The 24,592-nt window shown below is 66.3% G+C and carries 25 protein-coding genes and 1 tRNA gene; 7 read left to right on the top strand and 19 right to left on the bottom strand.

Annotation, left to right across the window (positions count from 1 at the left end):
• Positions 1-47: 47 nt before the first annotated feature.
• Positions 48-1,502, top strand: a complete 1,455-nt coding sequence (locus tag BUA05_RS11250; RefSeq protein ID WP_072675113.1) for a L,D-transpeptidase family protein — start codon at positions 48-50, stop codon at positions 1,500-1,502.
• A 4-nt stretch (positions 1,503-1,506) separates the two neighbouring features.
• Here BUA05_RS11250 and BUA05_RS11245 read toward each other — a convergent pair whose 3' ends face one another.
• The 6 genes from BUA05_RS11245 to ispG form a co-directional block, all read right to left on the bottom strand.
• A complete protein-coding gene (locus BUA05_RS11245; protein WP_072675112.1) occupies positions 1,507-2,223 on the bottom strand; it encodes a murein L,D-transpeptidase catalytic domain-containing protein in 717 nt (238 codons plus the stop codon).
• A gap of 70 nt (positions 2,224-2,293) precedes the next feature.
• Positions 2,294-3,775, bottom strand: coding sequence for an NAD(P)-binding protein (locus tag BUA05_RS11240; RefSeq protein WP_072675111.1), 1,482 nt, complete (start codon positions 3,773-3,775; stop codon positions 2,294-2,296).
• Between the two features lie 39 nt (positions 3,776-3,814).
• A complete protein-coding gene (locus tag BUA05_RS11235) occupies positions 3,815-4,729 on the bottom strand; it encodes a histone deacetylase family protein (RefSeq protein WP_245790178.1) in 915 nt (304 codons plus the stop codon).
• A 161-nt stretch (positions 4,730-4,890) separates the two neighbouring features.
• A complete protein-coding gene (locus BUA05_RS11230) occupies positions 4,891-5,436 on the bottom strand; it encodes a manganese efflux pump MntP (protein WP_211277626.1) in 546 nt (181 codons plus the stop codon).
• A 12-nt stretch (positions 5,437-5,448) separates the two neighbouring features.
• Positions 5,449-5,967: a thioredoxin family protein gene (locus BUA05_RS11225; protein ID WP_245790177.1), complete on the bottom strand. Its 519-nt coding sequence runs from the start codon at positions 5,965-5,967 to the stop codon at positions 5,449-5,451.
• Positions 5,964-7,121 (bottom strand): flavodoxin-dependent (E)-4-hydroxy-3-methylbut-2-enyl-diphosphate synthase, encoded by a 1,158-nt coding sequence (gene ispG / locus BUA05_RS11220; RefSeq protein WP_072675108.1) that lies wholly within the window; start codon positions 7,119-7,121, stop codon positions 5,964-5,966. Before ispG ends, BUA05_RS11225 begins: the two co-directional genes overlap by 4 nt.
• 99 nt (positions 7,122-7,220) lie before the next feature.
• Here ispG and BUA05_RS11215 point away from each other — a divergent pair, with 99 nt between their 5' ends.
• Positions 7,221-8,159, top strand: coding sequence for an alpha/beta hydrolase (locus BUA05_RS11215; protein WP_072675107.1), 939 nt, complete (start codon positions 7,221-7,223; stop codon positions 8,157-8,159).
• Here BUA05_RS11215 and BUA05_RS11210 read toward each other — a convergent pair.
• Positions 8,156-9,130 (bottom strand): SDR family NAD(P)-dependent oxidoreductase, encoded by a 975-nt coding sequence (locus tag BUA05_RS11210; RefSeq protein ID WP_072675106.1) that lies wholly within the window; start codon positions 9,128-9,130, stop codon positions 8,156-8,158. The genes BUA05_RS11215 and BUA05_RS11210 overlap by 4 nt on opposite strands.
• Positions 9,127-9,651 carry a GNAT family N-acetyltransferase gene (locus tag BUA05_RS11205; RefSeq protein ID WP_072675105.1) on the bottom strand — a complete coding sequence of 175 codons (525 nt, stop codon included), beginning with the start codon at positions 9,649-9,651 and terminating at the stop codon, positions 9,127-9,129. The genes BUA05_RS11210 and BUA05_RS11205 overlap by 4 nt, the downstream gene beginning before the upstream one ends.
• A 73-nt stretch (positions 9,652-9,724) precedes the next feature.
• On the opposite strand from BUA05_RS11205, the gene BUA05_RS11200 reads away from it, so the two are divergent.
• The gene (locus tag BUA05_RS11200) at positions 9,725-10,822 is read left to right on the top strand and encodes an isoaspartyl peptidase/L-asparaginase family protein (protein WP_084662640.1); all 1,098 of its coding nucleotides are present in this window, start codon (positions 9,725-9,727) and stop codon (positions 10,820-10,822) included.
• Between the two features lie 37 nt (positions 10,823-10,859).
• Here the strand turns inward: BUA05_RS11200 and bla are convergent, their stop codons facing one another.
• The 8 genes from bla to BUA05_RS11160 all read right to left on the bottom strand — a co-directional run bounded on the left by bla (position 10,860) and on the right by BUA05_RS11160 (position 19,071).
• Positions 10,860-11,792: a class A beta-lactamase gene (gene bla / locus BUA05_RS11195; protein WP_072675104.1), complete on the bottom strand. Its 933-nt coding sequence runs from the start codon at positions 11,790-11,792 to the stop codon at positions 10,860-10,862.
• Positions 11,789-12,724 (bottom strand): RDD family protein, encoded by a 936-nt coding sequence (locus BUA05_RS11190; protein WP_072675103.1) that lies wholly within the window; start codon positions 12,722-12,724, stop codon positions 11,789-11,791. Before BUA05_RS11190 ends, bla begins: the two co-directional genes overlap by 4 nt.
• Positions 12,721-13,788 carry a stage II sporulation protein M gene (locus tag BUA05_RS11185; RefSeq protein ID WP_072675102.1) on the bottom strand — a complete coding sequence of 356 codons (1,068 nt, stop codon included), beginning with the start codon at positions 13,786-13,788 and terminating at the stop codon, positions 12,721-12,723. Before BUA05_RS11185 ends, BUA05_RS11190 begins: the two co-directional genes overlap by 4 nt.
• On the bottom strand, positions 13,785-15,158 hold the full coding sequence (locus BUA05_RS11180) for a DUF58 domain-containing protein (RefSeq protein WP_072675101.1): 1,374 nt from the start codon (positions 15,156-15,158) through the stop codon (positions 13,785-13,787). Before BUA05_RS11180 ends, BUA05_RS11185 begins: the two co-directional genes overlap by 4 nt.
• Before the next feature lie 3 nt (positions 15,159-15,161).
• Positions 15,162-16,118: an AAA family ATPase gene (locus tag BUA05_RS11175; protein ID WP_072675167.1), complete on the bottom strand. Its 957-nt coding sequence runs from the start codon at positions 16,116-16,118 to the stop codon at positions 15,162-15,164.
• Between the two features lie 22 nt (positions 16,119-16,140).
• Positions 16,141-17,415 (bottom strand): DUF4350 domain-containing protein, encoded by a 1,275-nt coding sequence (locus tag BUA05_RS11170; protein ID WP_072675100.1) that lies wholly within the window; start codon positions 17,413-17,415, stop codon positions 16,141-16,143.
• Positions 17,412-18,116: a hypothetical protein gene (locus BUA05_RS11165; protein ID WP_072675099.1), complete on the bottom strand. Its 705-nt coding sequence runs from the start codon at positions 18,114-18,116 to the stop codon at positions 17,412-17,414. Before BUA05_RS11165 ends, BUA05_RS11170 begins: the two co-directional genes overlap by 4 nt.
• A gap of 61 nt (positions 18,117-18,177) precedes the next feature.
• Positions 18,178-19,071, bottom strand: a complete 894-nt coding sequence (locus BUA05_RS11160) for a prephenate dehydratase (protein ID WP_072675098.1) — start codon at positions 19,069-19,071, stop codon at positions 18,178-18,180.
• A gap of 72 nt (positions 19,072-19,143) precedes the next feature.
• Between BUA05_RS11160 and BUA05_RS11155 the strand changes: the two genes are divergently transcribed.
• Complete coding sequence (locus BUA05_RS11155) at positions 19,144-19,869, top strand: c-type cytochrome (protein WP_342742094.1); 726 nt, start codon at positions 19,144-19,146, stop codon at positions 19,867-19,869.
• A gap of 26 nt (positions 19,870-19,895) precedes the next feature.
• On the opposite strand, the gene BUA05_RS11150 is transcribed toward BUA05_RS11155, so the two are convergent.
• Positions 19,896-20,561, bottom strand: coding sequence for an RlmE family RNA methyltransferase (locus tag BUA05_RS11150; protein ID WP_072675097.1), 666 nt, complete (start codon positions 20,559-20,561; stop codon positions 19,896-19,898).
• The gene (locus BUA05_RS11145; RefSeq protein WP_072675096.1) at positions 20,558-21,799 is read right to left on the bottom strand and encodes a Ppx/GppA phosphatase family protein; all 1,242 of its coding nucleotides are present in this window, start codon (positions 21,797-21,799) and stop codon (positions 20,558-20,560) included. Before BUA05_RS11145 ends, BUA05_RS11150 begins: the two co-directional genes overlap by 4 nt.
• A 189-nt stretch (positions 21,800-21,988) precedes the next feature.
• On the opposite strand from BUA05_RS11145, the gene BUA05_RS11140 reads away from it, so the two are divergent.
• The 3 genes from BUA05_RS11140 to BUA05_RS11130 all read left to right on the top strand — a co-directional run bounded on the left by BUA05_RS11140 (position 21,989) and on the right by BUA05_RS11130 (position 23,532).
• A tRNA-Gln gene (locus BUA05_RS11140) sits at positions 21,989-22,062 on the top strand.
• Positions 22,063-22,136: 74 nt separating this feature from the next.
• Complete coding sequence (locus tag BUA05_RS11135) at positions 22,137-23,012, top strand: LOG family protein (RefSeq protein ID WP_072675095.1); 876 nt, start codon at positions 22,137-22,139, stop codon at positions 23,010-23,012.
• Positions 22,993-23,532, top strand: coding sequence for a GNAT family N-acetyltransferase (locus BUA05_RS11130; RefSeq protein ID WP_072675094.1), 540 nt, complete (start codon positions 22,993-22,995; stop codon positions 23,530-23,532). Before BUA05_RS11135 ends, BUA05_RS11130 begins: the two co-directional genes overlap by 20 nt.
• Here the strand turns inward: BUA05_RS11130 and thiD are convergent.
• Positions 23,487-24,329, bottom strand: a complete 843-nt coding sequence (thiD, locus tag BUA05_RS11125; protein WP_072675165.1) for a bifunctional hydroxymethylpyrimidine kinase/phosphomethylpyrimidine kinase — start codon at positions 24,327-24,329, stop codon at positions 23,487-23,489. The genes BUA05_RS11130 and thiD overlap by 46 nt on opposite strands.
• Positions 24,330-24,592 lie beyond the last annotated feature (263 nt).

Below are 24,592 nucleotides of genomic sequence, written 5' to 3'. Positions count from 1 at the left end.
TGGTATGGCGTTGCACAGGGCGGCGCGACGGGGTTGAAAGCTTAACTATGACGCAGTTTGCGGGCAGATTGGCATGCGGGATCGCGGCGGCGGCGCTGCTGGCAGGCTCGGCCTTTGCCCAGAGCGAGGCCGGTCGCGAGGATATGATCCCCGGTGGCCAGCAATGGACCGGGCCCGAGCGGGTGGAGTTGCCGACCGCGCCCCCGGCTCCAGCGCCAACCCCCGATCCGAGTCCCGTTGCGCCCGCTGGCGAGAACTTCGACGCGGCCTTTCCGCGGATGGTGTCCGAACCTGTGGTGCAGGGCGGCATGGAAAAGCCTGCGTCGCTGATGCAGCCATGGACGCTTGCCAATGCTGCCAAGCTCGTCGCGGTGATCGAGGGGATCGGTGCCGAGGGGCTTGATCCGGCTGATTATGACCTCGCGCCGCTCAAGGTCGCGCTCGTCTCCGGCCCGTCGGAAGAACTCGATGCGCTCGCCTCGCAGAGCTTCGTGTGGCTGGTCGAGGACCTGCGTGATGGCCGCACCCCGATGGATGCGCGCACGCAGTGGTTCGTCGAAGACCCTGACCGCGAGCTTTACCGCACCGGCAACGTGCTGGCAGACGCGCTGGCATCGGGCGACATCGCCGGGACGCTGGCGAAGCTGGCGCCGACCCACCCCGATTACGCCCGCCTGCGCGAGGAACTGGCCCAGACGCCCGAAAGCGAGACGGCCAAGCGCAAGCTGATCCGCGCCAACATGGACCGCTGGCGCTGGCTGGCGCGCGATCTCGGGCCGCAATACCTCATCACCAACGTGCCCGAGTTCCAGCTGCGCCTGACGGTCAAGGACCGCATCATCAGCACCTATCGCACAGTCGTGGGCAAGCCGGGCCGCACAGCCACCCCGCAATTGGCCGAGATGGTCGAAGGCGTGGTGTTCAACCCGACATGGACGGTGCCGCAGTCGATCGTCAAGGGCGAAGGGCTGGGCGCCAAGGTGCTCGCCAACCCCGCATGGGCCAAGCGCAACGGCTATGTCGGCACCAAGGGTGTCAATGGCTATATCAGCGTGGTCCAGCAGCCCGGGCCGGGCAATTCGCTGGGGCAGATGAAGCTGGAGATGCCCAACCCGCACGCCATCTTCTTCCACGACACGCCCTCGCGCCACCTCTTCGCCAATGACAGCCGTGCGCTGTCCCACGGCTGCATCCGCACCGAACGGGCGCTGGAACTTGCGATCACCATGGCGATCCTCGGCAAGGGCGCGAGCAAGGACGAGGCGGTGGCGATCTCGAGCTCGGGCAAGTACACCAAGGTGATGCTGAAAAAGCAGTTTCCGGCCTACATCACCTATTTCACCATGGCCTCCGACATCAACGGCGAGATGGCGACCTTCAAGGACATCTACAATCGCGACGCGCCGGTGCTGGCCAGCCTCGACAAGCCGCGGGTGCGCAATCGCAGCAACGTGATCGACGACGAGGTGATCGTGATCGAGGACGATCTGCAGGACGGCTGACGCCTCAGAACGCGCTGGTCGCCGGGCGCGGTGACAGATCAAGCGGCTGGCGTTCGATCATCGCCAGTTCGGGCACCGGCTGGATGGAACCGTCTTCCTCCAGCCCCAGCGAATCCGCAAACAGCAACCGCCCGCCCGAAAGGTGCATCAGCGCGATCCGGAACTGGTCCTCGCCCATCGCGAAGCAGCCATTGGAGCGCCCGAGCCTGCCCCAGCGATCAATATGCGAGGCTTCCGCATAATCGGCGCGGTGCATCACGATGTAGCGGCGCAGCGCGGCATTGTTGCTCTCGTCCAGCCCGCCTAGCCGCACCGAGGTGCCATAGCGGCCCTTGTACCATTCCCATGTCACATAGGCCCCGCGGCTGGTCGCGTTGGAACCTTCGGTGTTGGAGAACTGCTTGAGCCAGCCATCATGCTGGCGGTCTGACCCTGTGCCGTGGCTGACATAATGGGACTGCACCGTGCCCCGGTCGAGATTGACGAAGTGGAACCGCGGCTTGGCCGAATGCAGGCCGAAATCGGCGATGCCTACGATATCGCGTTTCCAGATCGCATCGCCTGCCCGGTCAAGCTCGCGCTTGGCCAGCGCAAACAGCACCCGGTCACGTGGGGAGCCTGCAAGCGGCGCTGCGGGGACCGTGCTGGCAAGCAGGCGCGCAGGAACAGCCAGTGCCGCCCCGGCAATCAGAGTGTTCCTGAGAAGGTCGCGCCGCTTCATTGCAGAATAACCTATAGTGCGCCGGTTGCGTTCCCGGTAACGGAAAATGACGTTTTGTCCCATATCGGCGTCACTTCATCGCTGCTGGCTGGTCATTTTGGCGGGGCGTTTCGTGAATGGCCTTGGCCGCCATGCCAAGCCGGATCACCGCCGGCATCGCGTCCGTCACCGCCGCCCGGAACCCGGCCAGCACCGCCAAACGCGGATCGCCGGCCGCCATCATCCGGGCAATTGTCGGCGCGGTCGGATCGAGCCGCGATTGCGCCAGCCACGCGGCAATCTCCGGCGTCTGCGACCATGTGCCGCGGTTCATCATGTTCATCATGAAGGCATAGGGGAAGGTTTCCGGCGTGTCGGTCAGCGGCCCGGCGCGGGCGAGCTGATTCTTCGTCGCATCATCCGGATAATGTGCTTCGAGGAACGCGGTGATCGCGGCGCTGAGCGTCACCAACGGCACATTGACGGGTTGCAGCACGATCGTGTCGCCGCGAAATTGCGGGCCGCTGTTTTCCATCGCGCTGAAGGGCACCGCGCGGGCGGTGCAATCGATGAACAGCGCGTCGGTGGGAACGGCGTGCGCGACATCACCGAACAGCAGTTTCCCCGGTTCGATCGCGGTCACCCGGCCGGTGCGGATGACCTGCGTGATCCGCCGCAGCAAGGCGATCTCGCCTTCGGAGATCACCGCATAGTGATACATGTCAGGCCGCACATCGGGATCGAGCCGCAGCATGTAGCCGCCGCGTTCGAGTGCTTCGAACACATCATGTCCGTCGCTGGCCTGTGCAAAGGCATTGAGATGCGCGATCTGGCTTTCGACCGTAGCGCCGAGGAAATCCTCCCCCGGCTGGACATATTTGCGGTTGTTGAGCCAGCTGTCGCGTGGCCGCACCCAATGGATCCTAGCGGGATCGACCCCCGCCTCGATCAGCCACACGCCGGTATCCATCGCGGTCTTGCCCCCGCCGAGGATGACGAAATTCGATGGGATGCGGGACGGATCCTTCCACAGATCGGGCAGCGCGCCGGGCGCTGTCACCCGCACGCCGCCCGCAACGGCAAAGGCGCGGGTATGGGTTGCTGGCACCGAAGTCTGGTAGAAGGTCGCATCCACCAGCTTGCGGCGCACGGCGATGCTGTGTTCCGCGCCCGACAACACACCGATGATACGCGCGGTGCCGCCTTCGTCACGGCCCCTGAATTCGCTGAGCCGGTGATACGCCACCCGGCCGCTGGGCAGCAGGCGGTGGTTCATCACCCGTTCGAAATAGGCGGTGACTTCGGCCCCGCTGGCCAGCGCGTACAGCCCCTTGTTGGGGCCATGCGGGTCGATCTGTTCGCTGGGGAAGGCCATCGAATTGACGCCGTAAAAGGCCGATGGCTGATGCAGCGCGACGAAGGGATAGGCATCGTTCCAGTGCCCGCCGGGCCGGGCGTGCTTGTCGACAAAGGTGATGTGGCAATCAGGATCTTCGTCGATCAGCGCATCGGCAAAGGCAAGGCCCACCGCGCCCGCGCCGATGATCAGATAATCGGTTTCATCATCGGCCATCTGTTGTTCTCCGGGCGGCGCTTTGCATCTGCTGTAACATCATGTCGGCCATGCCGCCCGTGCATTTTCGTCGGCCATCGCCAGCATCGAGGCCGCGTGGCGCGCGGCGACTTCGCGGGCATCGTCGCCATATCCCCCGCCCAGCGCCGAAGCGATGGCAAGGCCCCGGCGGCGGGCTTCGGCAACCACGAAGCGGTCGCGCAGTTCCAGCCCGGCATCGGTCAGCGCCAGCCGCCCCAGCTTGTCGCGGTGGTGGGGGTCGACACCGGCCTGATAGAGCACGAAATCGGGCGCGAAATCGGCGAAGACTTCGGGCAGGTGGCGGGTCAGCGCCGCCATGTAGCCATCATCATCCACCCCGTCTGGCAGGCCGACATCGCGGCTGGAACGGGCCTTGCGCACCGGGAAGTTCTTCTCAGCATGGAGCGAAAGGGTGAAGATGTCCTCGCGCCCGGCGGTGAGGCTGGCGGTGCCATCGCCCTGATGCACGTCGAGGTCGACGATCAGGATGCGCCGCGCATCGCCGGTCGCGATCAACCGGTTGGCCGCGACCGCGAGATCGTTGAACACGCAATAGCCTGCGCCCGTATCATGCAGCGCATGGTGGCTGCCAGCGGCGGAGTTGGCGGCATAACCGTGGCGCATGGCGAGCCGCGCCGCCAGCCATGTCCCGCCATTGGTGTGGCGCACGCGGGACGTGATCGCAGGTGTTACCGGAAAGCCGATGCGCCGTTCCTTGTCGCGCGGGACTGCGGCGCGGAACACGGCATCGACATAGTCGGGGCAATGGACAGCCTCCAGCCATTCGCGGGGCATCGGCTCGGGCGCGTGTTCGGTCATCGCCGCTCCGCTGGCGCGCAGTTCCTCCATCACGAGGTGGTACTTGTCGAATCGGAACGTCCCCCGATCAGGCCGGGGAGCCATATAGTCGGCGTGGTGAACGACGTGGAGCATTCAGCTTAGGGCTTCCGTTCCTGTCTGTTGGAGACACATGTGACACTGTCCAGGAACCAGAAATACGGGCCGCCCACGGCTGCGGTTGCAAGTATCGGGGTGAGGAGGCGGGATCGCGATCATGTGCGGGTCATGCCAGCTTCACGCGCTGTAGGACAGGCTCACAGCCAGCCCGTATGTTCGGCGAGGATCTTGCAGCCCAGCCCGATCAGGATCACGCCGCCCGCACGTTCGGCCCATGCGCCCATGTGGTGGCCCGCGCGTCGGCCCAATGCCACCCCTGCAAGGCTCAAGGCGAAGGTGACGAGGCCGATCAACGCCGCCGCCGTCAGCGGGTGGACACCCAGGGTCGGCAGGGTGATCCCCGCGGCGAGCGCATCGATACTGGTTGCAACCCCTGCCACCAGCAGCGCCGTGCCGGTAAGCGCGCGGGAGGCCTCATCCTCGCCGACATGGCCGCCGAGCATCCGCACCCCGAGGACGGTCAGCAATGCAAAGGCAATCCAGTGATCGACCGCTTCGATATATTCGAAGGCGAGTGCGCCAATGCCCCAGCCGATCAGCGGCATAATCGCCTGAAACAGCCCGAAGGTGAGCGCAATCGCCAGCGCGCCTGCCACCTCGGGCCGGAACCGCGCGCCCTGCGTCAGCGCCACCGCAAAAGCGTCCATCGCCAGGGCGAGCGCGAGGAGGATGGCTGCGATCACCGCTCTGCCCGCCTATTCTGCGGCGGGCAGGGGTGCCTCTGCCAGCGCGGCCAGTTCGGTGTGAATCGCGTCCTCGCTGCGGGTGGCGGCATTGCGCCAGCTTTGCGCGGTGTCGGCGTTCACCAGCGCGCCTTCCGCCGTAAGCACCAGCAGCGCAGGGGTGCCGGGAAAATCGGCGAGGCCGAAGCGCTGGGCAATGGCAAGATTATGCCCGTCGCCGGTCTGCGGCAGGCCGACATTGACGAACACCAGTTCATACCGTTCGGCCACCAGCGCTGACAGGCGCGGCGTTTCCAGCCATCCGGCCAGCGCGCGGCTATCGTGGCACCAGTTTGCCCCCATCACCAGCAGCACCCGCTTGCCACCAGCGGCGGCGCGGGCGAGCGCTGCGTCGACATCGCCCATCGCATCAGCCGTGACGGCATAGGATCTCGCCTCGGGGTGGGTCGGAGCGGGCGGCGTGGTCGCGCAGGCGGACAGCGCCAGCGACGCAACCAGCATCTGGCCTCCGGCAAAAGCGGCGCGGATCACTCGGCAGCTTCGGCGGGTTGCTGCGGCGCGGCGTGCGGATCGAAGGCGACCTGCTCCCCCGCTTCGATAGCGGCGGCCTTTTCCTCGACCAGCCGGACGATGTGATCGAGCATCGCCTCGTCATCGATGGCGTGGGCTTTCATGCCCGACAGATAGACCATGTGCTTGCCATTGCCGCCGCCGGTCAGGCCGATATCGGTCTCGCGCGCTTCGCCGGGGCCGTTGACGACGCAGCCGAGCACCGAAAGGCTCATCGGAGTCTTGATGTGTTCGAGCCGCTTTTCCAGCGTTTCCACCGTGCGGATCACATCGAAGCCCTGCCGCGAGCATGACGGGCATGACACCACCCGCACGCCGCGGGTGCGCAGGCCCAAGGCCTTGAGCATGTGGTAACCGACCTTGATCTCTTCTTCCGGTTCCGCCGACAGGCTGACGCGGATCGTGTCGCCAATGCCCGCCCACAGGAGCGAGCCCATGCCGATGCTCGACTTCACCGTGCCGCCGATCAGCCCGCCCGCTTCAGTGATGCCAAGGTGCAGCGGGCAATCGACCGTTTCGGCGAGCCCATGATAGGCCGCGACCGCAAGAAACACGTCGGAGGCCTTCACCGCCACCTTATATTCGTGGAAATCGTGGTCCTGCAGCAGCTTGATGTGATCCAGAGCGCTTTCGATCAGGGCTTCGGGGCAGGGCTCGCCGTATTTTTCGAGCAAATCCTTTTCGAGCGAACCCGCGTTCACCCCGATGCGGATCGCGCAGCCATTGGCCTTGGCGGCGCGCACCACTTCGGCAACGCGCTGGGCGGAACCGATATTGCCGGGATTGATGCGCAGGCACGCTGCGCCAGCATCGGCTGCTTCCAGAGCGCGCTTGTAGTGGAAATGGATGTCGGCCACGATCGGGATGCGCGCGCCGCGAGTGATCTTCTTGAAATCGCGGGTCGATTCCTCGGTCGGGCAGGACACGCGGATGATGTCCGCGCCCACTTCCTCGCATCGGCGGATCTGGTCGAGCGTCGCCGTCACGTCCTCTGTCGGGGTGTTGGTCATGGTCTGCACGGTGATGGGGGCATCACCGCCAACGGGGACATTCCCCACCATGATCTGACGACATTTGCGCCGTTCTATCGTGCGCCAAGGACGGATGCTGGACATGAGCCAGCCTATAACCGCCTGCGCGTTTCTGGGCAATCACAACCGCGCGCTTGACTTGGCGCCGCACCGCGCCAGTCTGGCGGGCCAAGGGGAGAAACCATGCTGACCGATAATCCCGCCGAATTGCGCAGCCCGGCGCCCAGCCTGTTCATGCGCGTGATCACGTGGCTGATCGCACGGCGCCCGCCGGTGTTCCCGCACGACACCGAAGGCTTTCACCGGCGGATGACGGGCCGCCCGCTGCCCGCCGACGCCCCCATGCCAGAGCGGTTCCGCCGCCGCTTCGTGGTGGAGGAGCGCGAGGTGCAGGGCCAGAAGGTGGTGACGCTCCACCCGCAATCCGGCCCCGCTCCGTGGCACATGCTCTATTTCCACGGTGGCGGGTTTGTGCAGCCGATGTTCAAGGTGCATTGGCCGCTGGTGGCTGAAATGGTCGATACCTGCGGGGTGAGCATCACCGTGCCGCTGTATGATGTCGTGCCCGAAGCGCCGCACGCCGCGCAGGATCACCTTGCCGATGCGGTCTATGCCGAACTTGCGGAGGCCCATGATCCGGCCCGGATCATCTTGAACGGCGATAGCGCGGGCGGCCACATGGCGCTGGCGCTCGCCTTGCGCCTCGCCCGCAATGGTGGCCCGATGCCGGGCAAGCTGGCGCTGTTTGCCCCGTGGCTCGATCTGACGCTGGCCGATCCGGCGATTGCGGCGGTCGAACCGCATGACCTGATGCTCAAGATCGGAACCTTGCGCGCCTGCGGGGACATGGTCGCAGGCGGGCGCGATCCCGCCAGCGCGGAAGTCAGCCCGCTTTATACTCCGGCAGAGGAACTGGCCGCGCTGCCCCCGACCCGCATCTGGACCGGGCGGCACGACCTGTTCATCGTGGATTCGCGCACATTCGTGGGCCGCCTGCGCGCCGCCGGGGTGGACGCGAAGCTGTACGAATACGAGGCCGCGCCGCACGTCTTCATGGCGATCACCCCCACGCGTGAGGCGAAGGATGTGTTCGGCCTGCTGAGCGATTTTCTCGCCGCCTAGGCGGGGTATTGCGCCCCGGTCAGCTGTTCGCTGAGCGTCCACAGCCGTTCGGCAGATTGGGCATCAAGCGCATAGGAGCGCACCCCGCTTGCCGATGATTGGTCGTCCACCGCGGCGACGTGGCAATCCTCGCAATAGACCCCGCCGGCGCCTTCCAGCTCCGGCGCGGTCGCCGCCCAGCAGCTGGTGGCCGCGCCCTGGGGGATGGTCTTCCAGGCAAAACCGGCATCGCTGGTGGTAACCCGCGCCATCAGTTCGGCGACCATCGCCGCGTCCAGATGGCGGCCCAGATTGGTGTTGATTCCGCCGGGATGCACCGCATAGGCGTGAATGCCTCTCTGCCCGTAGCGGGCCTCCAGCCCCACGCTGAACAGGATGTTCGCGGTCTTGGACTGGCCGTAGCTGATCCACGGGTCATAATCCTGTTCGGTGAAGTTGGGATCATTGCAGTCGGTGGGGGCAAACTGGTGCCCGCGGCTCGACAGGTTGACGATCCGCCCGCTGCCTTTGGTGTTCGCACCCGCTTCGATCAGCGGCATGAGTTCGGCGGTCAGCGCGAAATGGCCAAGGTGATTGGTGCCGAACTGCATTTCGAAGCCATCGGCGGTCCGCAGCAGCGGGCAGGCCATCACCCCGGCATTGTTGATCAGCAGGTCGATTTTTGCGAACCGCGCCCGCGCCTCGTCCCCGCAGGCGCGAATGCTGGCGAGGTTGCCGAGGTCGCAGATGATGGTTTCAAGCTCGGCATCGGGCAGATCGGCGCGGATCGCGGCCACCGCCGCATCCAGCTTGCCCTGATCGCGTCCGGCCATGATCACAATCGCGCCCGTCGCCGCCAGTGCGCGGGCGGTTTCCTGCCCCAGCCCGGAATTGGCCCCGGTGATGAACACCGTGCGGCCCGTCAGGTCGATGCCTGTCAGCACATCATCGGTGGTGCTGTTCCTGTCAAAAGTGGGGCCAAGGGTGGTCATGCGCGCTCTCCCAATCGCAGTTCATACAGGAATTCCGGATCGATATGCTCGCCCACCCGGAAGGTGATGTCGGCTATATGCGCAAAACCATACCGCTGGTAAAAACGCTGCGCGCCGAAATTCTCGGAATAGACCGACAGCAGGACGGCATCGTGGCCCCTTGTTCGCGCCTGTTCCAGCGCCCAGTCCATCAGCTGCGCGCCGAGCCCCGCGCCGGTGTATCCCGGCAGCGCGTAAAGCTGGCCCAGCTCGATCGGATCGCGCGCGGTTGAATGATGCGCATAGTGGCTGGGGTGGCGCAGCTTGCAGAAGGCGACCAGTTTGCCGTTTTCGTCGGCGAGGCGATGGGTGCATTCGCTCCCTGCAATTTCCTCGGCCACGGCGGCGGGATCATGCACCTCGGCGATAAAGGCGGTAAGGTCAGCCTCGCGGTAAAGGTGGCCGAAGGCGGCGGTGAAGCTTTCCGCGCCCAGCCGCGACAGGGCGGGCGCATCGGCGATGGTGGCAGGGCGCAGGATCATGGCCGCGCTCTAGCGTGCGAGGGCCGCACTGTTAAGCTGGCGAAAGGCGCAGGGGCGCGTTATGCCTGCGGCCATGAAGAACCTCATCACGCTGATTGCGCTCGCCCTGATGCCCGCCGCTGCCTTGGCCGAGGACGCAGCGCCGCCGCCCGAAGCCCCCAAATGGTCGATTGCGATCCACGGCGGGGCGGGGACATTGAACCGCGATGCGATGACGCCTGAACGCCGCGCCGGATACGAAGCCGCCTTGCAGGAAGCGCTCGATGCCGGGCGCGCGGTGCTGGCGCGCGGCGGCAGCGCGATGGATGCGGTCAAGGCGGCGATCCTGCCAATGGAGGATTCGCCGCTGTTCAACGCCGGGCGCGGGGCGGTGTTCACCTGGGAAGGCACGAATGAACTCGACGCCTCGATCATGGACGGGCGTGATCGGAGCGCCGGGGCCGTGGCCGGGGTGAAGACGGTGAAGCACCCGATCCTGCTCGCCGATGTGGTGCGCACGCAAAGCCCGCACGTCATGCTGATGGGCAAGGGCGCGGAGGAATTCGCCGCCGAACAGGGCTTTGCCGTGACCCCGGCCGAATGGTTCGCGACCGAGGCACGCAAGCGGGCGCTGGAGCGGATGAAGACAGACAAGCTCTCCGCGCTGGATGTTGATCACAAATTCGGCACGGTGGGCGCGGTGGCGCTCGATATGGAGGGCAATCTTGCGGCGGGCACCTCGACCGGCGGGATGACCGGCAAGCGCTGGGGCCGGGTGGGCGATGCTCCGGTGATCGGCGCGGGGACCTATGCGGATAATCGCGCTTGTGCTGTGTCGGCGACGGGGTGGGGCGAGTATTTCCTGCGGGTCGGTGTGGCGCATGAGATTTGCGCGCAGTTGCGGGCCTCGAGCGAGTTCAAGGCGATGATCGTTGACGATGAAATCGCAGATGAACTCCCGGCTGGCATCTGGAAAGACGAAGCCCAGACCATCGCAGATGCGGTCATGGCCGACGTGGCGCAGCTCGGCGGCGATGGCGGGGTGATCCTTGTCACGCCTGAGGGCCATGCGATCTTCAGCTTCAACACCAGCGGCATGTATCGCGGGCGGGCGACCAGCGACGGGGTGAACGAGGTCGCGATCTTCGGCGGCGAGGAAGGCGACAAGGCTTCGGCCACGCCGGATCATTGATCGAGATACTCCCCTCCCGTAAGGGGAGGGGAGAAGTTCAGTATAGCTTACCCACCAGCGGCAGGCCCCGCTCCGGTTCGGCGAATTCCTTGATCAGCGCGCCCACCCGCGCCAGCGTCATCTCGCCGCTGGCCAGCATCTCGTCCTCGCTCTGCCGCGCGCGGAAGTAACAGGCGAAGGTGATCGGCGGCTGTCCCTTCGGCCCTTCGGCAAAGCCGATGTCGATGTAATTGTAGTCGCTGCCGATCAGCCCGCTGGTGCCGGTCTTGTCGCCCGCCACCCAGCCTTCGGGCAGGCCCGCCCGCACCCGGCGGAGGCCGGTTTCGGTGGCGATCATCCAGCCTTTCAATTCCGCCCGCGCTGCCTCGGGCAGCACGTCGCCATAGATGATCTTCGCAACGGTGCGCGCCATTGCCGCCGGCGTGGTCGTGTCGCGGAATTCGGATGTGGGAACGTTGTTCATCTCCGGCTCGGTGCGGTCCACCCGGCTGATCTCGTCCCCGATGCTGCGCCAGAACGCGGTCAGCGCCGCCGGGCCGCCCAGCTCGCGCAGCAGGATATTGGCCGCCGGATTGTCCGAGGTGACCTGCGTCGCCCGCGCCAGTTCGCGCAATGTCGCGCCCTTAGCCATCCGGTCGCGGGTGAAGGGCGCGTGCTGCAGCATGTCCGCCTCGTCCCACATCACGCGCTTGTCCCCATCAATCGCGCCTGCCGCATCGCGTTCCAGCAGCAGCGCCGCCAGCGACAGCTTGAAGGATGAGGCATGGCCAAACCGCCGGTCGCGGTTGATCCCGACCGAAAGGCCGGTGGCGGTATCGAACAGTTCCACGCCCAGCGTGCCGTTCCCTTGCGCCTCGATCAGCCGCAGCTGCGCCGCCAGCCGCGCCGCAGGGGCCTGATCGGGGGGAATGCATGCCGCTGCGCCCAATGCCAGCGTTCCGCCGATGAAGAACCTTCGGTCGATGATCATGAGAACTTGTCCGCTTTTCGTTTGCCGAAGCGCATCTCGCCCTCCAGCTTGGCCCGCAATTGCCCATAGAAGGCTTCGAGAAAAGCCCTTTCGTCGCCTGCGCCCGGATCCCAGCCGATCTTGCGGCAGATGGTGGCATGCACCGCGGCCAGCGCATCGGGCGAGGATTCGCGCAGCATCCGTTCCAGCGTCTGCAATTCCTTTTCGCCGTAAACCGCCAGCTCCGCCTCGCCGAAATCATAGCGCGCGCCGGTCACGTCGCTGGCGCCCAGCGCGGCTGCGCCCTGTGTGGAAAGCGTTTTGGCGAGCCGGGTGCGCGGCATTTCCACCACCCAGGTTCCGGCGATGATATCGCCCGCGCGCAGGGCATCGCGGTTGAAGAAGGGCAGCAGCAGGAACAGCGCAAACCACAAGGTCGCAATCCCCGCCAGCGGGCCGATATCCTCGCCGCCCGCGCTGCTGGCCAGCAGCACGAAGATGAACACCAGCGGATAGAACAATTCGATATCGCGCAGCAGGTTGCGGGCGATCACCGCTTCGCCGCTGAGCCGCCCGCCGCCCTGTGCCGCGACCCGGATACCGACCACGCGCTTGCCCAATGTCGCCCCGCGCGGGCCCAGTTCCTGCACGAGGAAATAGCCGTACCAGGTGACGAAGACGACGATCACCAGCAGGATCTGGAGGAATTCCTGCGCGCCGCGCGGTGCAGCCGAAGGGTCGAGCGCCGTGCCGTCGAGCAGGCCGCCCGCGATCCAGAACAGCAGCAGGTGAAAGGCGACCAGCCCGGTGATGATGATCAGCACATCAAGGATCAGCGCCCCGGCGCGGGCACCGCGCGCGGCAATCGTGATCGGCAGCGCCAGCCCTTCGGGCGTCACCATCATGCGCTGGCGCTTTTGCGCGGCGCGTTGCGGCAGGCGCGCGGCTTTCATGCGCTGTCCCCGGCGGGTTGGCGCGGACGGTAAAGGAAGAAATAGGCAAGCCAGAAGGCCAGCATCATCCCGCCGATCAGGAAGCGCGGCCCGGCACCTTCGACCAGCTGGCGCGGAAAGGCTTCAAGCAGCGCCGCGACGATCATCATGATCACCACGCCGACCATCACCACCGCCCCGCGCTTGCCCCCCTCGGAGGCAGCGATCAGCACGGGCCGGTTGCCGGGAAAGGCCATCGACCGCCCGATATGCAGCCCTGCCGCGCCCGACAGCAGGATGCCGAACAATTCGGTGGTGCCATGCACGCTGAGCCATGCGGCGAGGTCCACCAGCAGCCCCTGCCCATCGAACAGCCACAGCAGCGCGCCCAGCAACGCCATGTTGTGCACCAGCAGCATCAGCGACGGGATGCCAAAGGCGAACCCCAGCGCGAAGGCAAGGATGCAGACAGCCGAATTGTTGCTGAACAGATAGGCCGCGAAGCTTGACAGGCCGACGGCGCTTTCCTCGGTCGCGAGGGTGGAAAGCAATTGTTCGCGGCTGGCCCCCGGCACACGAACCTCGCCCGGCCCGCCAGGCACGAGGCGGTAATACCACGCCTCGTCACGCGCCACGAGCAGCCAGCCGACCACACTGCCCGCGACCATCACGAACAGCGCGATGCAGATGTCGAGCCACATCGCCCTGACCGCGCGGCTCCACCCGCCCAGCAGGAAGTCGCGCAACCATGCGGCAAACCCCTTGGGCGGGCCATAGACCTGAAACCAGGCGCGCTGCACCAGGCTTTCAAGATAGGCCAGCGTTGCCGCATCGAGGCTGGTTTCGCGCGCCACGGCAAGGCTGGATGCCGCGGTGCGGTACAGCGTGGGCAGGGCCAGCAGATCATCATCCGCGATGCGCTTCAACCCGCCGCGCTCCATCCGTGCGACGATATCTTCCAGCCGGCGCCAGTCGCCCTCGCGTTCCAGCCGGAAACGGTCGGAACGCAGCGCTGCGCTTTCGATATCGGGCGGGGCTGCCACCGCGCCGCGTCCGAACCATGATGACAGGACCGGCGCCCTCATCCGATCATCTCGCTGTTCTTGATGATAAAATAGCGGTCGATCAGCTGCGGGCCGATTTTCTCCCATGGGGCCTCGACCACGTCGATCCCCATCCGGCGCAAGCGCCCGAGCACCAGCTTGCGCTGCTGGGCAAGGGTATCGGCGGTGACCGCGCGGGCAAGCGTGGCGATGTCGGCAGGCGGCGCGGCGATGATATCCTCGATCTCGGCATCGGCCATGGTGACGAACAGCACCAGATGCTTGTTGGCCAGCCGCCCGAGGCTTTCGACCATGATTTCGGCTGCCGTGGGATCGGTGAAGTCGGAAAACACCACCACCAGCGAACGGCGTTTCAGCCGGGTCGTCAGCGTCGCCAGCGCGAGCGTGAAATTGGGCTCGGCGCTTTCGTAATCGAGGCCTGCCGCCGCGCTTTGCAAACGGTGGAAGGCGCGGGTATCGCCGATGAAGGGGGTCATCAGCTGCGGCGTTTGCGCAAAGCCGAACAGCGCGACCTTGTCCCCGCCCTTCAAGGCGACATAGGCGCAGGTCAGCGCGGCGGACACAGCGCGGTCAATCCGGGGCAGCCCGTCCACCGGCTCGCACATCGCCTGCCCGCAGTCGAAGGCGAAGACGATCTGGTTGTTGCGCTCGCTTTCGTTCTCGCGGGCATAAAGGTGGTTGTGGCGCGCGCTAGCCTTCCAGTCGATCCGGCGGCGGTCCATCCCGGCCTCGTATTCGGAGAGCGCCTCGAACTGGGTGCCTTCGCCGCGGATGCGCCGGGCGATCAGGCCGGTCTGGGCGTTGCGCAGGAAGGTTTGCAGATCCCGCGATCGCACCGGCGAAAGGTCGGGCCAGATGCGCACCGCCTGTTCGAGCGGATAGGAAACCTGCCGCGCGCCAAGGCCCAGCGGCCCCTCCCAGCGCAGCCAGGTACGGGTGACTTCGGCGGTGCCGCGCCGCGTCGGCGTGATGGTGCTTTCGCCGCGCCAGCCGGGCGTATTGGCCGCGGGCGCAAGATCGAAGGTCACCCGCCCGCCGGGCGCAAGGCGCGGATCGCAGGCGAGCGCGGCGGTCACGGCCTTGCGCCGCCCTCCGCCAAAGCGCACCGTGACGGCGAGCAGGATCGGCTGGCCGACTTCGGTATCGGCAGGGGCGTGGATGTCCCACCCGGTATTGCGGCCCGATAACAGCGCATCAAGTGTCACCAGCGCCAGCAGCGCCGCGCCCAGCACCGGCGCGATCACCCAGGCCCCCGGCGCGGTGGCGGCGATCACCAGCGCCACCGGCGCAAGTCCCGCGATGGCCCAGACGGCGCGCTCGGTCGGGACGATGATCGCCAGCCGTGCGAGCGGGGCGAAGATGATGCTGAGGAGGCGGCGGACGGCAGACATTGCCTAGCGGGGTGCCTCGGTGCTTTCGACCAGTTCGGCCACCAGCGTTTCCATGTCGCGTCCCTCGATCTCGGCCGCCGGACTGAGCGTCAGGCGGTGGCGCAGCACCGGCACGGCCAGCGCCTTAACATCATCGGGAATCACGTAATCGCGCCCTTCCAGCGCTGCGCGGGCGCGGGCGGCCCCGGCCAGCAGCACCGCGGCGCGCGGGGATGCGCCCACGGTCAGTTCGGCATGGTCGCGGGTGGCGCGCACCAGCCGCACGACATAGGAGGTGATCTCGTCAGCCACGGTGACCTGCGCCAAGGCCGCGCTCGCCGCGCCGATCCCGGCGGCGTTGGTGACCGCGACCACGCCCAGATCGGCGGGCCGCTGCGGGCCGGAACGCTGGCCATAGGTGGCAACGATCCGCGCCTCCTCGGCCTCGGCGGGGTAGGGCACCAGCAGCTTGAACAGGAACCGGTCAAGCTGGGCTTCGGGCAGGGGATAGACGCCCTGATTCTCGATCGGGTTCTGGGTCGCCACCACCATGAAACGTTCGGGCAGGCGGTGGGTTTCCCCGTCCAGCGTGACGCGGCGTTCCTGCATCGCCTCAAGCAGCGCGGCCTGCGTTTTGGGCGGGGTGCGGTTGATTTCATCCGCCAGCAGCAGATCGCAGAAGATCGGGCCGCGAGTCAGGGTGAACTGGCTGGTCTGGAAGTTGAACAGGTTCGACCCCAGAATATCTCCCGGCAGCAGATCAGGGGTGAACTGGATGCGCCCGAAATCGAGGCCCAGCGCCGTGGCAAAGGCATTGGCGAGGAAGGTCTTGGCGGTGCCCGGCGGGCCTTCCATCAGCACATGGCCTTCCGAAAGCAGCGCCACCAGCAGCATGTCCACCATGTCGTCCTGCCCGACGATCGCCTTGGCGATTTCGGCGCGGATGGCATCGGCGAGACTGCGCACGTCCTGAAGGCTCATGGTCATTGGTTGCGTATCCCTGTCACAGCTTGGTGGTCAGATCGTCCAGCGCCTGCGCGGCGCTGAGGATGTCGGCGGGTTTTCGGGCGGATTCGAGCCGCGCGGCGCGGCGCGAGAAGGGTTCTTCGCCGGGCAGGCGGCGGGCAAGCGCATCGTCGATCATGGCAGCATCAGGCCGTGCAAGGCCAAGCCGCTCGGCAATCCGCCGCGCCGACAATGCGGCATAGGGCACGCCCAGCAGGCCAAACCGCCGCGCCCGCAGGATCAGCCCGGCGCCATTGGCGATCAGCCGCTGCTTGCCGAAAGCGATCGCCGGCCCGGCCCCGGCAGCGGGCGGGCCGAAGCGCTGGAACGCACGCCAGCCGATGATCAGCAGCGCCATGATCAGGCACAGCGTCGCGGCGAGGAAGGGCGGACGGAAGGCCAGCGTCAACAGGTTCTCCGACGCGCCAAAGCCATTGAGGGTAAGGTCGAAGGTAACCTCCGTGATGTCGCCTTCATAGGCGGCATCGCGCACCAGCGCGAGCGCTGCGGCGGCGCGCTGCCGGTCGGCAAGGCCGTAATTGTTCACCAGATCGGGTTCGACCACAAAGGTCGTCCAGTGCGCGTTCTCGTAAAATTCGCTGCCTTCCTTGCCCAGCACGCGGGTCGCCAGCCAATGCCCTGCCGCGTCGGTCATCAGCGCCCCGTGAAGCGGGGTATCGGCGGCATAAGGAATGGTGCGCGTGGGCAAATCGCCGCTCAGGCCGAGACCTTCCCAGCCCGGCTCCTCGTCAGCCTCCAGCGTTTCCAGCCCGTGCGTGAAGCTGTAGGGGGCGGGCAGCGCGGAAGGCCATTCCAGTTCCTGGGCTGCGCCAAGGATCACCCATCCCGGCTTGAACTTTTCGCGCACCTCGCGCGGGAGGATCTGGGGCGGGCGCAGCGCAGACCACTTGGGCAGGATCACCAGGGTCGGGCCGATGTTCTCGCGCTTGCGCAGCAGTTCGCCCAGCGCCGCAGCGTCGGTGGCGGGCGGCGGGGTCAGCACCAGCAGGCCCTCGGTTTCCAGCCCGGCGGGGCTGCGCGAACTGGAGACGTCAAAACCCTCGGCTTCAAGCAGCCGGACAAGCCCGGCATAGCCGTTCAGCCCCTTGGCTGCGGCGTGGGCCTGACCATTATTGCTGTCCCCGCCGAATTCCTCGCCCGCGGCGATCAGCCACACCATCGCAAGGAACAGGGCGAAGCCTGCGGCCACCAGCGCCAGCGCGCCCCCGCGCGAAAAGCCCCCGCGCACAGCCGCAGTGCCGCCGTCGCTCATGCCGCGCGTTCCTGCCCGGCAAGGCGGGCGAGCGCGAAATCGGCATAGGCTGCGCGGGCGGCTTCCCAGTCGGCCCGGTCAAGCGCGCGCAAGGCGAACAGGCTGCGTTCGACCCGCTCGGCAATGATCCGGAACGCGGTGCGCGCAGCTTCGGGCAGGGCGGGGAGCGCCGACAATTCGCGCGCGGTGCTCGACGGTTCGACCAGTTCGGGCCGCGCGGCGGCGATCTGGCCGACGCTGCGGCGCAGCAGCAGGCGCGCGGCCTCATCAAAGCGGCCTTCGGCGGCGAGCCTGTCGGCATCTTCCAGCAGCGCAAGGCTGGCAGCGCGTTCGGGCTGCCACTCGGCCTCGGCTTCGTCGGCGACGCGGCGGCGGCGTTCGGCTCCGGGGCCGAAGGCGCGCACCAGCAGCACCAGCACGAACACCGCCACCGCCGCCAGCAGCACCCATTGCAGCCACGACCACGAAGCGCCCAGCGCCTGACCCACCGGGGCAAGCAGATCGGCGAGAAAATCGAACACCTTTGCCAGCATCCGTTCGAACCAGCCGGGTTCAGGCGCCTTGATTTCGGGGATTTCGACTGGCGCGAATTGCAGGTCGCCATCTTCGCGCAAGGCGTTCCACGCGCCAGCATCGAAGCCAGACGATGCACCTGGGTCTTCGGGGTATTCGGCTGAGAGGGTCTGCGCCGCTGCGGTCATGCCTGCCGGGTGGTGGCATGGCGCGCACGCGGGCGCAACCGGGAAACCGGGTGCGTGCGCGCTATCCTCTGGCGCGCGCCTGTTCGTAGGTGCCCAGAATGCGCAATTGCTTGGAATGGAAGGCGCATTCCTCCAGCGCCCGATCAACCGCCGGATCGCCCGGCGCGCCGATGATGTCGGCATAGAAGGTGGTCGCCGAAAAGCTGGTGCCCTTCTGGTAGGATTCAAGCTTGGTCATGTTGACCCCGTTGGTGGCGAACCCGCCCATCGCCTTGAACAGCGCGGCGGGGATGTTCTTCACCTCGAACACGAAGGTGGTCATCACCGGCCTGTCAGCCAGCGCGCCTGCGGGCAGGGGCTGGCTGGCGAGGATGACAAAGCGGGTCATGTTGTCAGGGCTGTCCTCGACATTTTCCTCGATGATGCGCAGGCCATAGAGTTCGGCGGCGATGGCCGGGGCGATGGCCGCCACATTCGGATCGCCGCGTTCCGCCACGAAGGCTGCCGCGCCCGCAGTATCGGCATGGCTCAGCGGCACGATGCCCTTTGCCCGCAGATAGCGGCGCGACTGGCCAAGCGCCTGCGGGTGCGAGTAGGCGGCCTCGAACGGGCCATCGCCCAGCGCCATCAGCGCGTGATGGATCGGCATGAAGAATTCGCCGGTGATATTCAGCCCGCTTTCGGGCAGCAGGAAGTGGATATCGGCCACCCGTCCGTGCTGCGAATTCTCGATCGGGATGATGGCATGGCCGGCCCGCCCGTCCTTCACCGCTTCCAGCGCATCCTCGAAGCTGAAGCAGGGCAGCGGCAGCAGGTCGGGCCGCGCCTCGGTTGCAGCGCGGTGCGAGTTGGCGCCGGGCGATCCCTGAAAGGCAATCGCGCGTGCAGGATCGGCGGCGGCGACGGCGCGCATCCGGTCGACAATTTCAAGGGCAGGGCCGGGAAATGAACGCATGGTGGCATCGGCTGCTAGAGACCTGCGGGCAAGGCGGCAAGCCCGCTTGCAAAGCTTGCAAGAAATCGTGCCATGATCGCCCTTGCGCAGGGACGAGGCCGCCACTATGGGCCTGCCGGGATGACTCAGGACACTTCTTCGCAATCCGAAGCTGCAAGCCAGAATGGCGGCGGCGATCTGTTCAACACGGCCGCAGGCTGGGTGCTGTTCGCCGGCGTTGTCGGCCTTGGCCTCTCAATCCTGTCGGGCAAGTATTTCCACGGCGACAGCCCGGAGCGGCCGGAGCAGCTGGGTTACGTGATCGAAGGCGCGGTCGAACAGGCCGCAGGCCCGGCGGAAATGTCGATTGCCGAAGCGTTGAACGCGGCGCCGGTGGCTGATCTGATCGCCGCTGGCGAAAAAGCCTATGCCAAGTGCCAGAGCTGCCACACCATCGCTGCCGGCGGTGCCAACGGGGTCGGCCCGAACCTCCACGCCATCATGGGCGCACAAGTGGCGGCCAAGCCCGGTTTTGCCTACAGCAACGAGCTGAAGGCGCTGGGCGGCCAGTGGGACTGGGAAAAGATGGACGCCTGGCTCAAGAACCCCAAGGGTTACGTCCCCGGCACCAAGATGGGCTTTGCCGGTCTGTCCAAGGTCGGGGATCGCGCCGCGATTTCGGCCTATCTCAACGCGCAGGGGCCAGGCTTGCCGCTGCCCGAATTCACCCCTGCTGCGGCCCCTGCCGAGGGTGAGGCCGATCCCGCCGAGGCAGAGGCTGCCGAAGGCGGTTCAACCGAAGCTGCGCCCGCCGCATAGACCGCGGGCAAATCCGGGCCGCGCGGTTAATCGCGGCCCTTGAACTTCTGCGCCACCACATACCATTCCGACGAGCCCTTGCGGCTGGCCGGCGGCTTGGCGTGTTTGACCAGCGCGAAATGCTGCTTGAGTAGGGCCAGCAGATCGGCATCGGTGCCGCCCGCCAGCACCTTGGCCACGAAAGCCCCGCCCACGGCCAGGTTTTCCACCGCAAACCACGCCGCCGCCTCGACCAGACCCATGGTGCGCAGGTGGTCGGTCTGCTTGTGGCCGACCGTGTTGGCCGCCATGTCCGACAGCACCAGATCGGGCGATCCGCCAAGCGCGGCAGTAAGCGCCTGCGGGGCTTCGTCGGCCATGAAATCCATCTGGAAGATGGTTACACCCTCGATCGGCTCCACCGGCAGCAGGTCGATCCCCACCACCTGCGCCTTGGGCACGCGGGCGCGCACCACCTGCGCCCACCCGCCCGGCGCAATGCCGAGATCGACGACCCTCTGCGCGCCCTTGAGCAGGCCGAAGCGTTCGTCGAGCTCGATCAGCTTGTAGGCCGCGCGGCTGCGATAGCCATCGGCCTTGGCCTGCCTGACGTAAGGATCATTGAGCTGACGTTCGAGCCAGCGCACCTGCGAAGCCGTGCGGCCCTTGGCGGTCTTGACCCGCTTGTCGGGTGTCTTGCCGGAACGGCTCATGACGAAGGTTGCCCCGACCGCAACTGCTGGAGCGCGCGCAGCGACCGTTCCGAGCGGCGTTCGGCGGCCATCAGGCTGCGCAGGATGCCTTCGCGGATGCCGCGATCGGCGACCCCCAGCCGCCGCGCAGGCCACAGGTCCAGAATTGTTTCAAGGATGGCGCAACCTGCCACCACCAGATCGGCGCGGTCCTGACCGATGCAGGGCAGGTTGCTGCGTTCATAAGGCGTCATCACGGATAGCCGCGAACTGATTTCGCGCATGGCGGGCGCGGGCACGATCAATCCGTCAACCGCGCGGCGATCATAGCTCGGCAGTTCGAGATAGAGGCTGGCAAGGGTTGTCACCGTGCCGCTGGTGCCGAGCAGACGGATGTCGGCGTGCCCCGCCGCATCGGTGACCCGCGCGGCAAAGGGAGCAAAGCTGTCCGCCACCAGTTGCCGCATCCGGACATAGCGCGCGGCCCGCGCGGTCTCGCCCTCTTCGCTGCGGCCGACGGTATCGGTCAGCGAGACAACGCCCCACGGCACGCTTTGCCAGTCGAGAATGCGCGGCACCCGGCGCGCCTCCGGCCCGCCCGCCTCGACCAGCACCAGTTCGGTCGAACCGCCGCCGATGTCGAAGATCATCGCCGGGCCTTCGCCCGCCTCGAGCAGGATGTGGCAGCCAAGCACGGCCAGCCGCGCTTCTTCCTCGGCGCTGATGATATCCAGAGCGATTCCGGTCTCGTGCCGCACCCGCTCGATGAATTCCTCGCCGTTTGTCGCACGCCGGCACGCCTCGGTCGCGACCGAGCGGGCAAGGCGGACATTGCGGCGCTGCAGCTTGTCAGCGCAGATCGACAGGGCGGCGAGCGTGCGGTCCATCGCCTTGTCCGACAGGCGGCCATTGGTGGCCAGCCCTTCGCCCAGCTTCACCACCCGGCTGAAGGCGTCGATCACAGTGAAATCGCGGCCCGAAGGACGGGCGATCAGCAAGCGGCAATTGTTGGTGCCAAGGTCGAGCGCGGCATAGGCTTCGCCCTGATGGCCGGGGCGGACCGTGCCGATTGCGGCCAGATCATGCTCCGCCCGCGGGCTGCCGCGCTGGGCTGCACCCTTGGCCCGGCCGTTCTGGCCGTTTTTGCGGGATTCGGACTGGGGGGCGGGTTTGTAGCGAAAATCGACTACCTTGCCGGACCTAGAGCCCCGTTTCTTGCCAGTCCTGCCATTCCTGTCCGGCGGCAGAGTTTCCGCCATACTGATTGTACTTTCACATCACCGAAACGCGCAATGTTTGCGCGCGGCACCTGTTCACAAGCTAGCCCAACCCCCGGTGCAGGGCAAGCGCGCCCGCCGGGTTATCGTGCGGGATGGCCTTGACCTTGTGCGCGCACAAAACTAGGGAGCGCCCTCGCTTCCGGTGCCGCACCCGCGCGCCACGGCGATTGCCCCGTCGTCTAATGGCAAGACTACGGACTCTGACTCCGTCAATCGAGGTTCGAATCCTCGCGGGGCATCCAGCCTTTCCTTCCCCTGAAATGCGTGGCATTCCGAACCGCTTGCCGCGCAAATCCAGCGCGCCTAGGGCCGAGCAATGACTGAAAAAGAACTCACGAACCGCAAGTTCTACCCGGCGGGCGAGGAAGCCCGCTTTGCCGAAGGCGTGCCCGAGCGCACCCCGCAGACCGCGCATCCGGCCTACAAGCTGGCGTTCCGCGACACCGAATTCCTGCTGCGCGAGGAATTGCGCCCGGTTCGCTTCCAGCTTGAACTGCTGAAGCCCGAAATGCTGCTGGATGAAGCGCGGATCGGATCGACGCTGGTGATGTATGGTTCGGCCCGCATCCCTTCACCGGCCCAGGCCGAGGCCCGGATCGAGGCGGCGAAGAACGGCAGCGAACACGACCAGAAGGTCGCCCAGCGGCTCTTCGAAAAGGCGAAATATTACGACGAGGCCTATAAACTCGCCCGGCTGGTCAGCGAGAAAGCGATCATCGAGGATGGCAAACGCCAGTTCATCGTCACCACCGGCGGCGGGCCGTCGATCATGGAAGCGGGCAATCGCGGGGCGTCGGATGCGGGCAGCGAATCGATCGGGCTCAACATTGTGCTGCCCCACGAACAGGCGCCCAACCCCTATGTCACGCCCTATCTCAGCTTCCAGTTCCATTATTTCGCGCTGCGCAAGCTGCACTTCCTGCTGCGCGCCCGCGCGGTGGCGGTGTTCCCCGGGGGCTTTGGCACCTTCGACGAATTCTTCGAACTGCTGACCCTGATCCAGACCGGCAAGATGAAGCCGATCCCGATCATCCTGTTCGGCAAGAATTTCTGGACGCGGGTGATCGATTTCGATGCGCTGGCAGAAGAAGGGACGATTTCGAAAGCCGATCTTGACCTGTTCCAGTGGTGCGAAACCGCAGAAGATGCGTGGAACTGCATCGCGGATTTCTATGAGCTCCCGCGCGACTGACCCGGTGATCCACACCCGGCGGCTGGTGCTGCGCCGGGTGCGGCCAGAACATGATTTCGCCGGGATGCATGCGGTTCTTTCTGACCCGGCGGCGATGGCTTACTGGGCCACACCCCCGCACGACAGCGCCGATCAGACCCGCGACTGGCTGGCGGCGATGGCCGCCACACAGCCCCGCGAAGGTGACGATTTCATCATCGAATATCAGGGGCGCACGGTCGGCAAGGCGGGGTTTTTCCGCTTTCCCGATATCGGCTACATCATCGATCCGGCGCTGTGGGGGCAGGGACTGGTCGCCGAGGCGCTTGTCCCGGTGATCGATCGCGCCTTTACCCTGCACCGGCTTGAACAGATCATCGCCGATGTCGATCCGCGCAATGCGGGTTCGATGCGCCTGCTGGAAAAGCTCGGGTTTGCCGAAAGCCACCGGGCGCAAGCGACCTTGCTGATCGGCGGGGAATGGTGCGACAGCGTCTATTTCGCGCTGTCACGCGAAAGCTGGCCCGCCCGCACCGCCTGATGCCCCAGCGGGCCATTGCCAGCCCCGAACCCGGGGGCGGCCTCGATCGCGCGGATCACGAATTGGCGGCCCAGCCTGACCGCGTGTTCCAGCGGCTGGCCGTGGCCGAGCAAGGTCGCGATCGCCGATGACAGCGTGCAGCCCGTGCCGTGGGTGTGGGGCGTGTCGATGCGGGCGTGATCGAACTGCACCGCACGGGCCTGAGGCACATAGAGCACATCGATGATCCGCGCGTCGGACGTATGCCCGCCCTTGGCCAGCACCGCCGCCCCGGTCATGTGCGAAAGCTCTTCGGCCGCCTCGACCAGCTGTTCGCTGGTGGTGAGGTTGCGGCCCAGAAGATGGCCGAGTTCGGGCAGGTTGGGAGTGATCAGCGCCGCTCGCGGGAACAGCGTCTCGCGCAAGGCGGCGATGGCTTCGGGGTCGATCAGCGCCGCGCCGCTGGTGGCGATCATCACCGGATCAACCACGATCGGCGCCCGCACGCCTTCCAGCGCCCGCGCGACATGGGCGATGATATCGGCATCATGCAGCATCCCGATCTTCACCGCATCGACCCCGATATCGGAAATGCACGAGGCGATCTGGTCGGCCACCATGTCGCCGGCCATCGGCGCAATCGCCTGCACCCCGACCGAATTCTGCGCGGTAACCGCGGTGATCGCCGTCATGCCATAGCCGCCGAGCATGGCGATGGTCTTCAGATCGGCCTGAATGCCTGCGCCGCCGGAGGAATCGGAACCGGCGATGCTGAGAATTCTCGGGGCGGGGATTCGCGGGGGCGTGCTGGTGTTCATGGTGCCCGCCATAGCAAGTCCGCGGGCGGTCCGGGACGGTTTTTGTCGGATTATCCCTGAACTGCGGTTTCCGGCGGCTGACACACGGGGATGAAAATGGCGGGCTGGAGTTTGCGCAAAGGCTTGATCAGACAAGATTGACATCGTAACGGCGGTCCCATAATCGATGTTATGTTGTCACATGTCCCGATGAGACTGTTCAGTTTCGCCGCGCGCCAAGGCAGCCCACGCTCTCATAAGGTCCCACCTTGTCTTCCGGTCCC

Origin of the sequence: Erythrobacter sanguineus (assembly GCF_900143235.1) — a bacterium.
GTDB classification, from domain to species: Bacteria; Pseudomonadota; Alphaproteobacteria; order Sphingomonadales; family Sphingomonadaceae; genus Erythrobacter; species Erythrobacter sanguineus.
The sequence above is the reverse complement of the archived record's forward strand: the minus strand, read 5'-3'. Positions and strand labels throughout refer to the sequence as shown.

What these genes read in the sequence shown, in the direction of transcription:
- BUA05_RS11175 (WP_072675167.1), bottom strand. Translation starts at nt 16,118, where the DNA reads ATGAGCCTTCAGGACGTGCGCAGTCTCGCCGATGCCATCCGCGCCGAA.
- BUA05_RS11160 (WP_072675098.1), bottom strand. Translation starts at nt 19,071, where the DNA reads ATGCGTTCATTTCCCGGCCCTGCCCTTGAAATTGTCGACCGGATGCGC.
- BUA05_RS11145 (WP_072675096.1), bottom strand. Translation starts at nt 21,799, where the DNA reads ATGGCGGAAACTCTGCCGCCGGACAGGAATGGCAGGACTGGCAAGAAA.
- BUA05_RS11150 (WP_072675097.1), bottom strand. Translation starts at nt 20,561, where the DNA reads ATGAGCCGTTCCGGCAAGACACCCGACAAGCGGGTCAAGACCGCCAAG.
- BUA05_RS11135 (WP_072675095.1), top strand. Translation starts at nt 22,137, where the DNA reads ATGACTGAAAAAGAACTCACGAACCGCAAGTTCTACCCGGCGGGCGAG.
- BUA05_RS11155 (WP_342742094.1), top strand. Translation starts at nt 19,144, where the DNA reads ATGATCGCCCTTGCGCAGGGACGAGGCCGCCACTATGGGCCTGCCGGG.
- BUA05_RS11180 (WP_072675101.1), bottom strand. Translation starts at nt 15,158, where the DNA reads ATGTCTGCCGTCCGCCGCCTCCTCAGCATCATCTTCGCCCCGCTCGCA.
- BUA05_RS11235 (WP_245790178.1), bottom strand. Translation starts at nt 4,729, where the DNA reads ATGCTCCACGTCGTTCACCACGCCGACTATATGGCTCCCCGGCCTGAT.
- BUA05_RS11170 (WP_072675100.1), bottom strand. Translation starts at nt 17,415, where the DNA reads ATGAGCGACGGCGGCACTGCGGCTGTGCGCGGGGGCTTTTCGCGCGGG.
- BUA05_RS11210 (WP_072675106.1), bottom strand. Translation starts at nt 9,130, where the DNA reads ATGACCACCCTTGGCCCCACTTTTGACAGGAACAGCACCACCGATGAT.
- bla (WP_072675104.1), bottom strand. Translation starts at nt 11,792, where the DNA reads ATGATCATCGACCGAAGGTTCTTCATCGGCGGAACGCTGGCATTGGGC.
- BUA05_RS11240 (WP_072675111.1), bottom strand. Translation starts at nt 3,775, where the DNA reads ATGGCCGATGATGAAACCGATTATCTGATCATCGGCGCGGGCGCGGTG.
- BUA05_RS11185 (WP_072675102.1), bottom strand. Translation starts at nt 13,788, where the DNA reads ATGAGGGCGCCGGTCCTGTCATCATGGTTCGGACGCGGCGCGGTGGCA.
- BUA05_RS11245 (WP_072675112.1), bottom strand. Translation starts at nt 2,223, where the DNA reads ATGAAGCGGCGCGACCTTCTCAGGAACACTCTGATTGCCGGGGCGGCA.
- BUA05_RS11200 (WP_084662640.1), top strand. Translation starts at nt 9,725, where the DNA reads ATGAAGAACCTCATCACGCTGATTGCGCTCGCCCTGATGCCCGCCGCT.
- thiD (WP_072675165.1), bottom strand. Translation starts at nt 24,329, where the DNA reads ATGAACACCAGCACGCCCCCGCGAATCCCCGCCCCGAGAATTCTCAGC.
- BUA05_RS11130 (WP_072675094.1), top strand. Translation starts at nt 22,993, where the DNA reads ATGAGCTCCCGCGCGACTGACCCGGTGATCCACACCCGGCGGCTGGTG.
- BUA05_RS11250 (WP_072675113.1), top strand. Translation starts at nt 48, where the DNA reads ATGACGCAGTTTGCGGGCAGATTGGCATGCGGGATCGCGGCGGCGGCG.
- BUA05_RS11215 (WP_072675107.1), top strand. Translation starts at nt 7,221, where the DNA reads ATGCTGACCGATAATCCCGCCGAATTGCGCAGCCCGGCGCCCAGCCTG.
- BUA05_RS11165 (WP_072675099.1), bottom strand. Translation starts at nt 18,116, where the DNA reads ATGACCGCAGCGGCGCAGACCCTCTCAGCCGAATACCCCGAAGACCCA.
- BUA05_RS11205 (WP_072675105.1), bottom strand. Translation starts at nt 9,651, where the DNA reads ATGATCCTGCGCCCTGCCACCATCGCCGATGCGCCCGCCCTGTCGCGG.
- ispG (WP_072675108.1), bottom strand. Translation starts at nt 7,121, where the DNA reads ATGTCCAGCATCCGTCCTTGGCGCACGATAGAACGGCGCAAATGTCGT.
- BUA05_RS11190 (WP_072675103.1), bottom strand. Translation starts at nt 12,724, where the DNA reads ATGAAAGCCGCGCGCCTGCCGCAACGCGCCGCGCAAAAGCGCCAGCGC.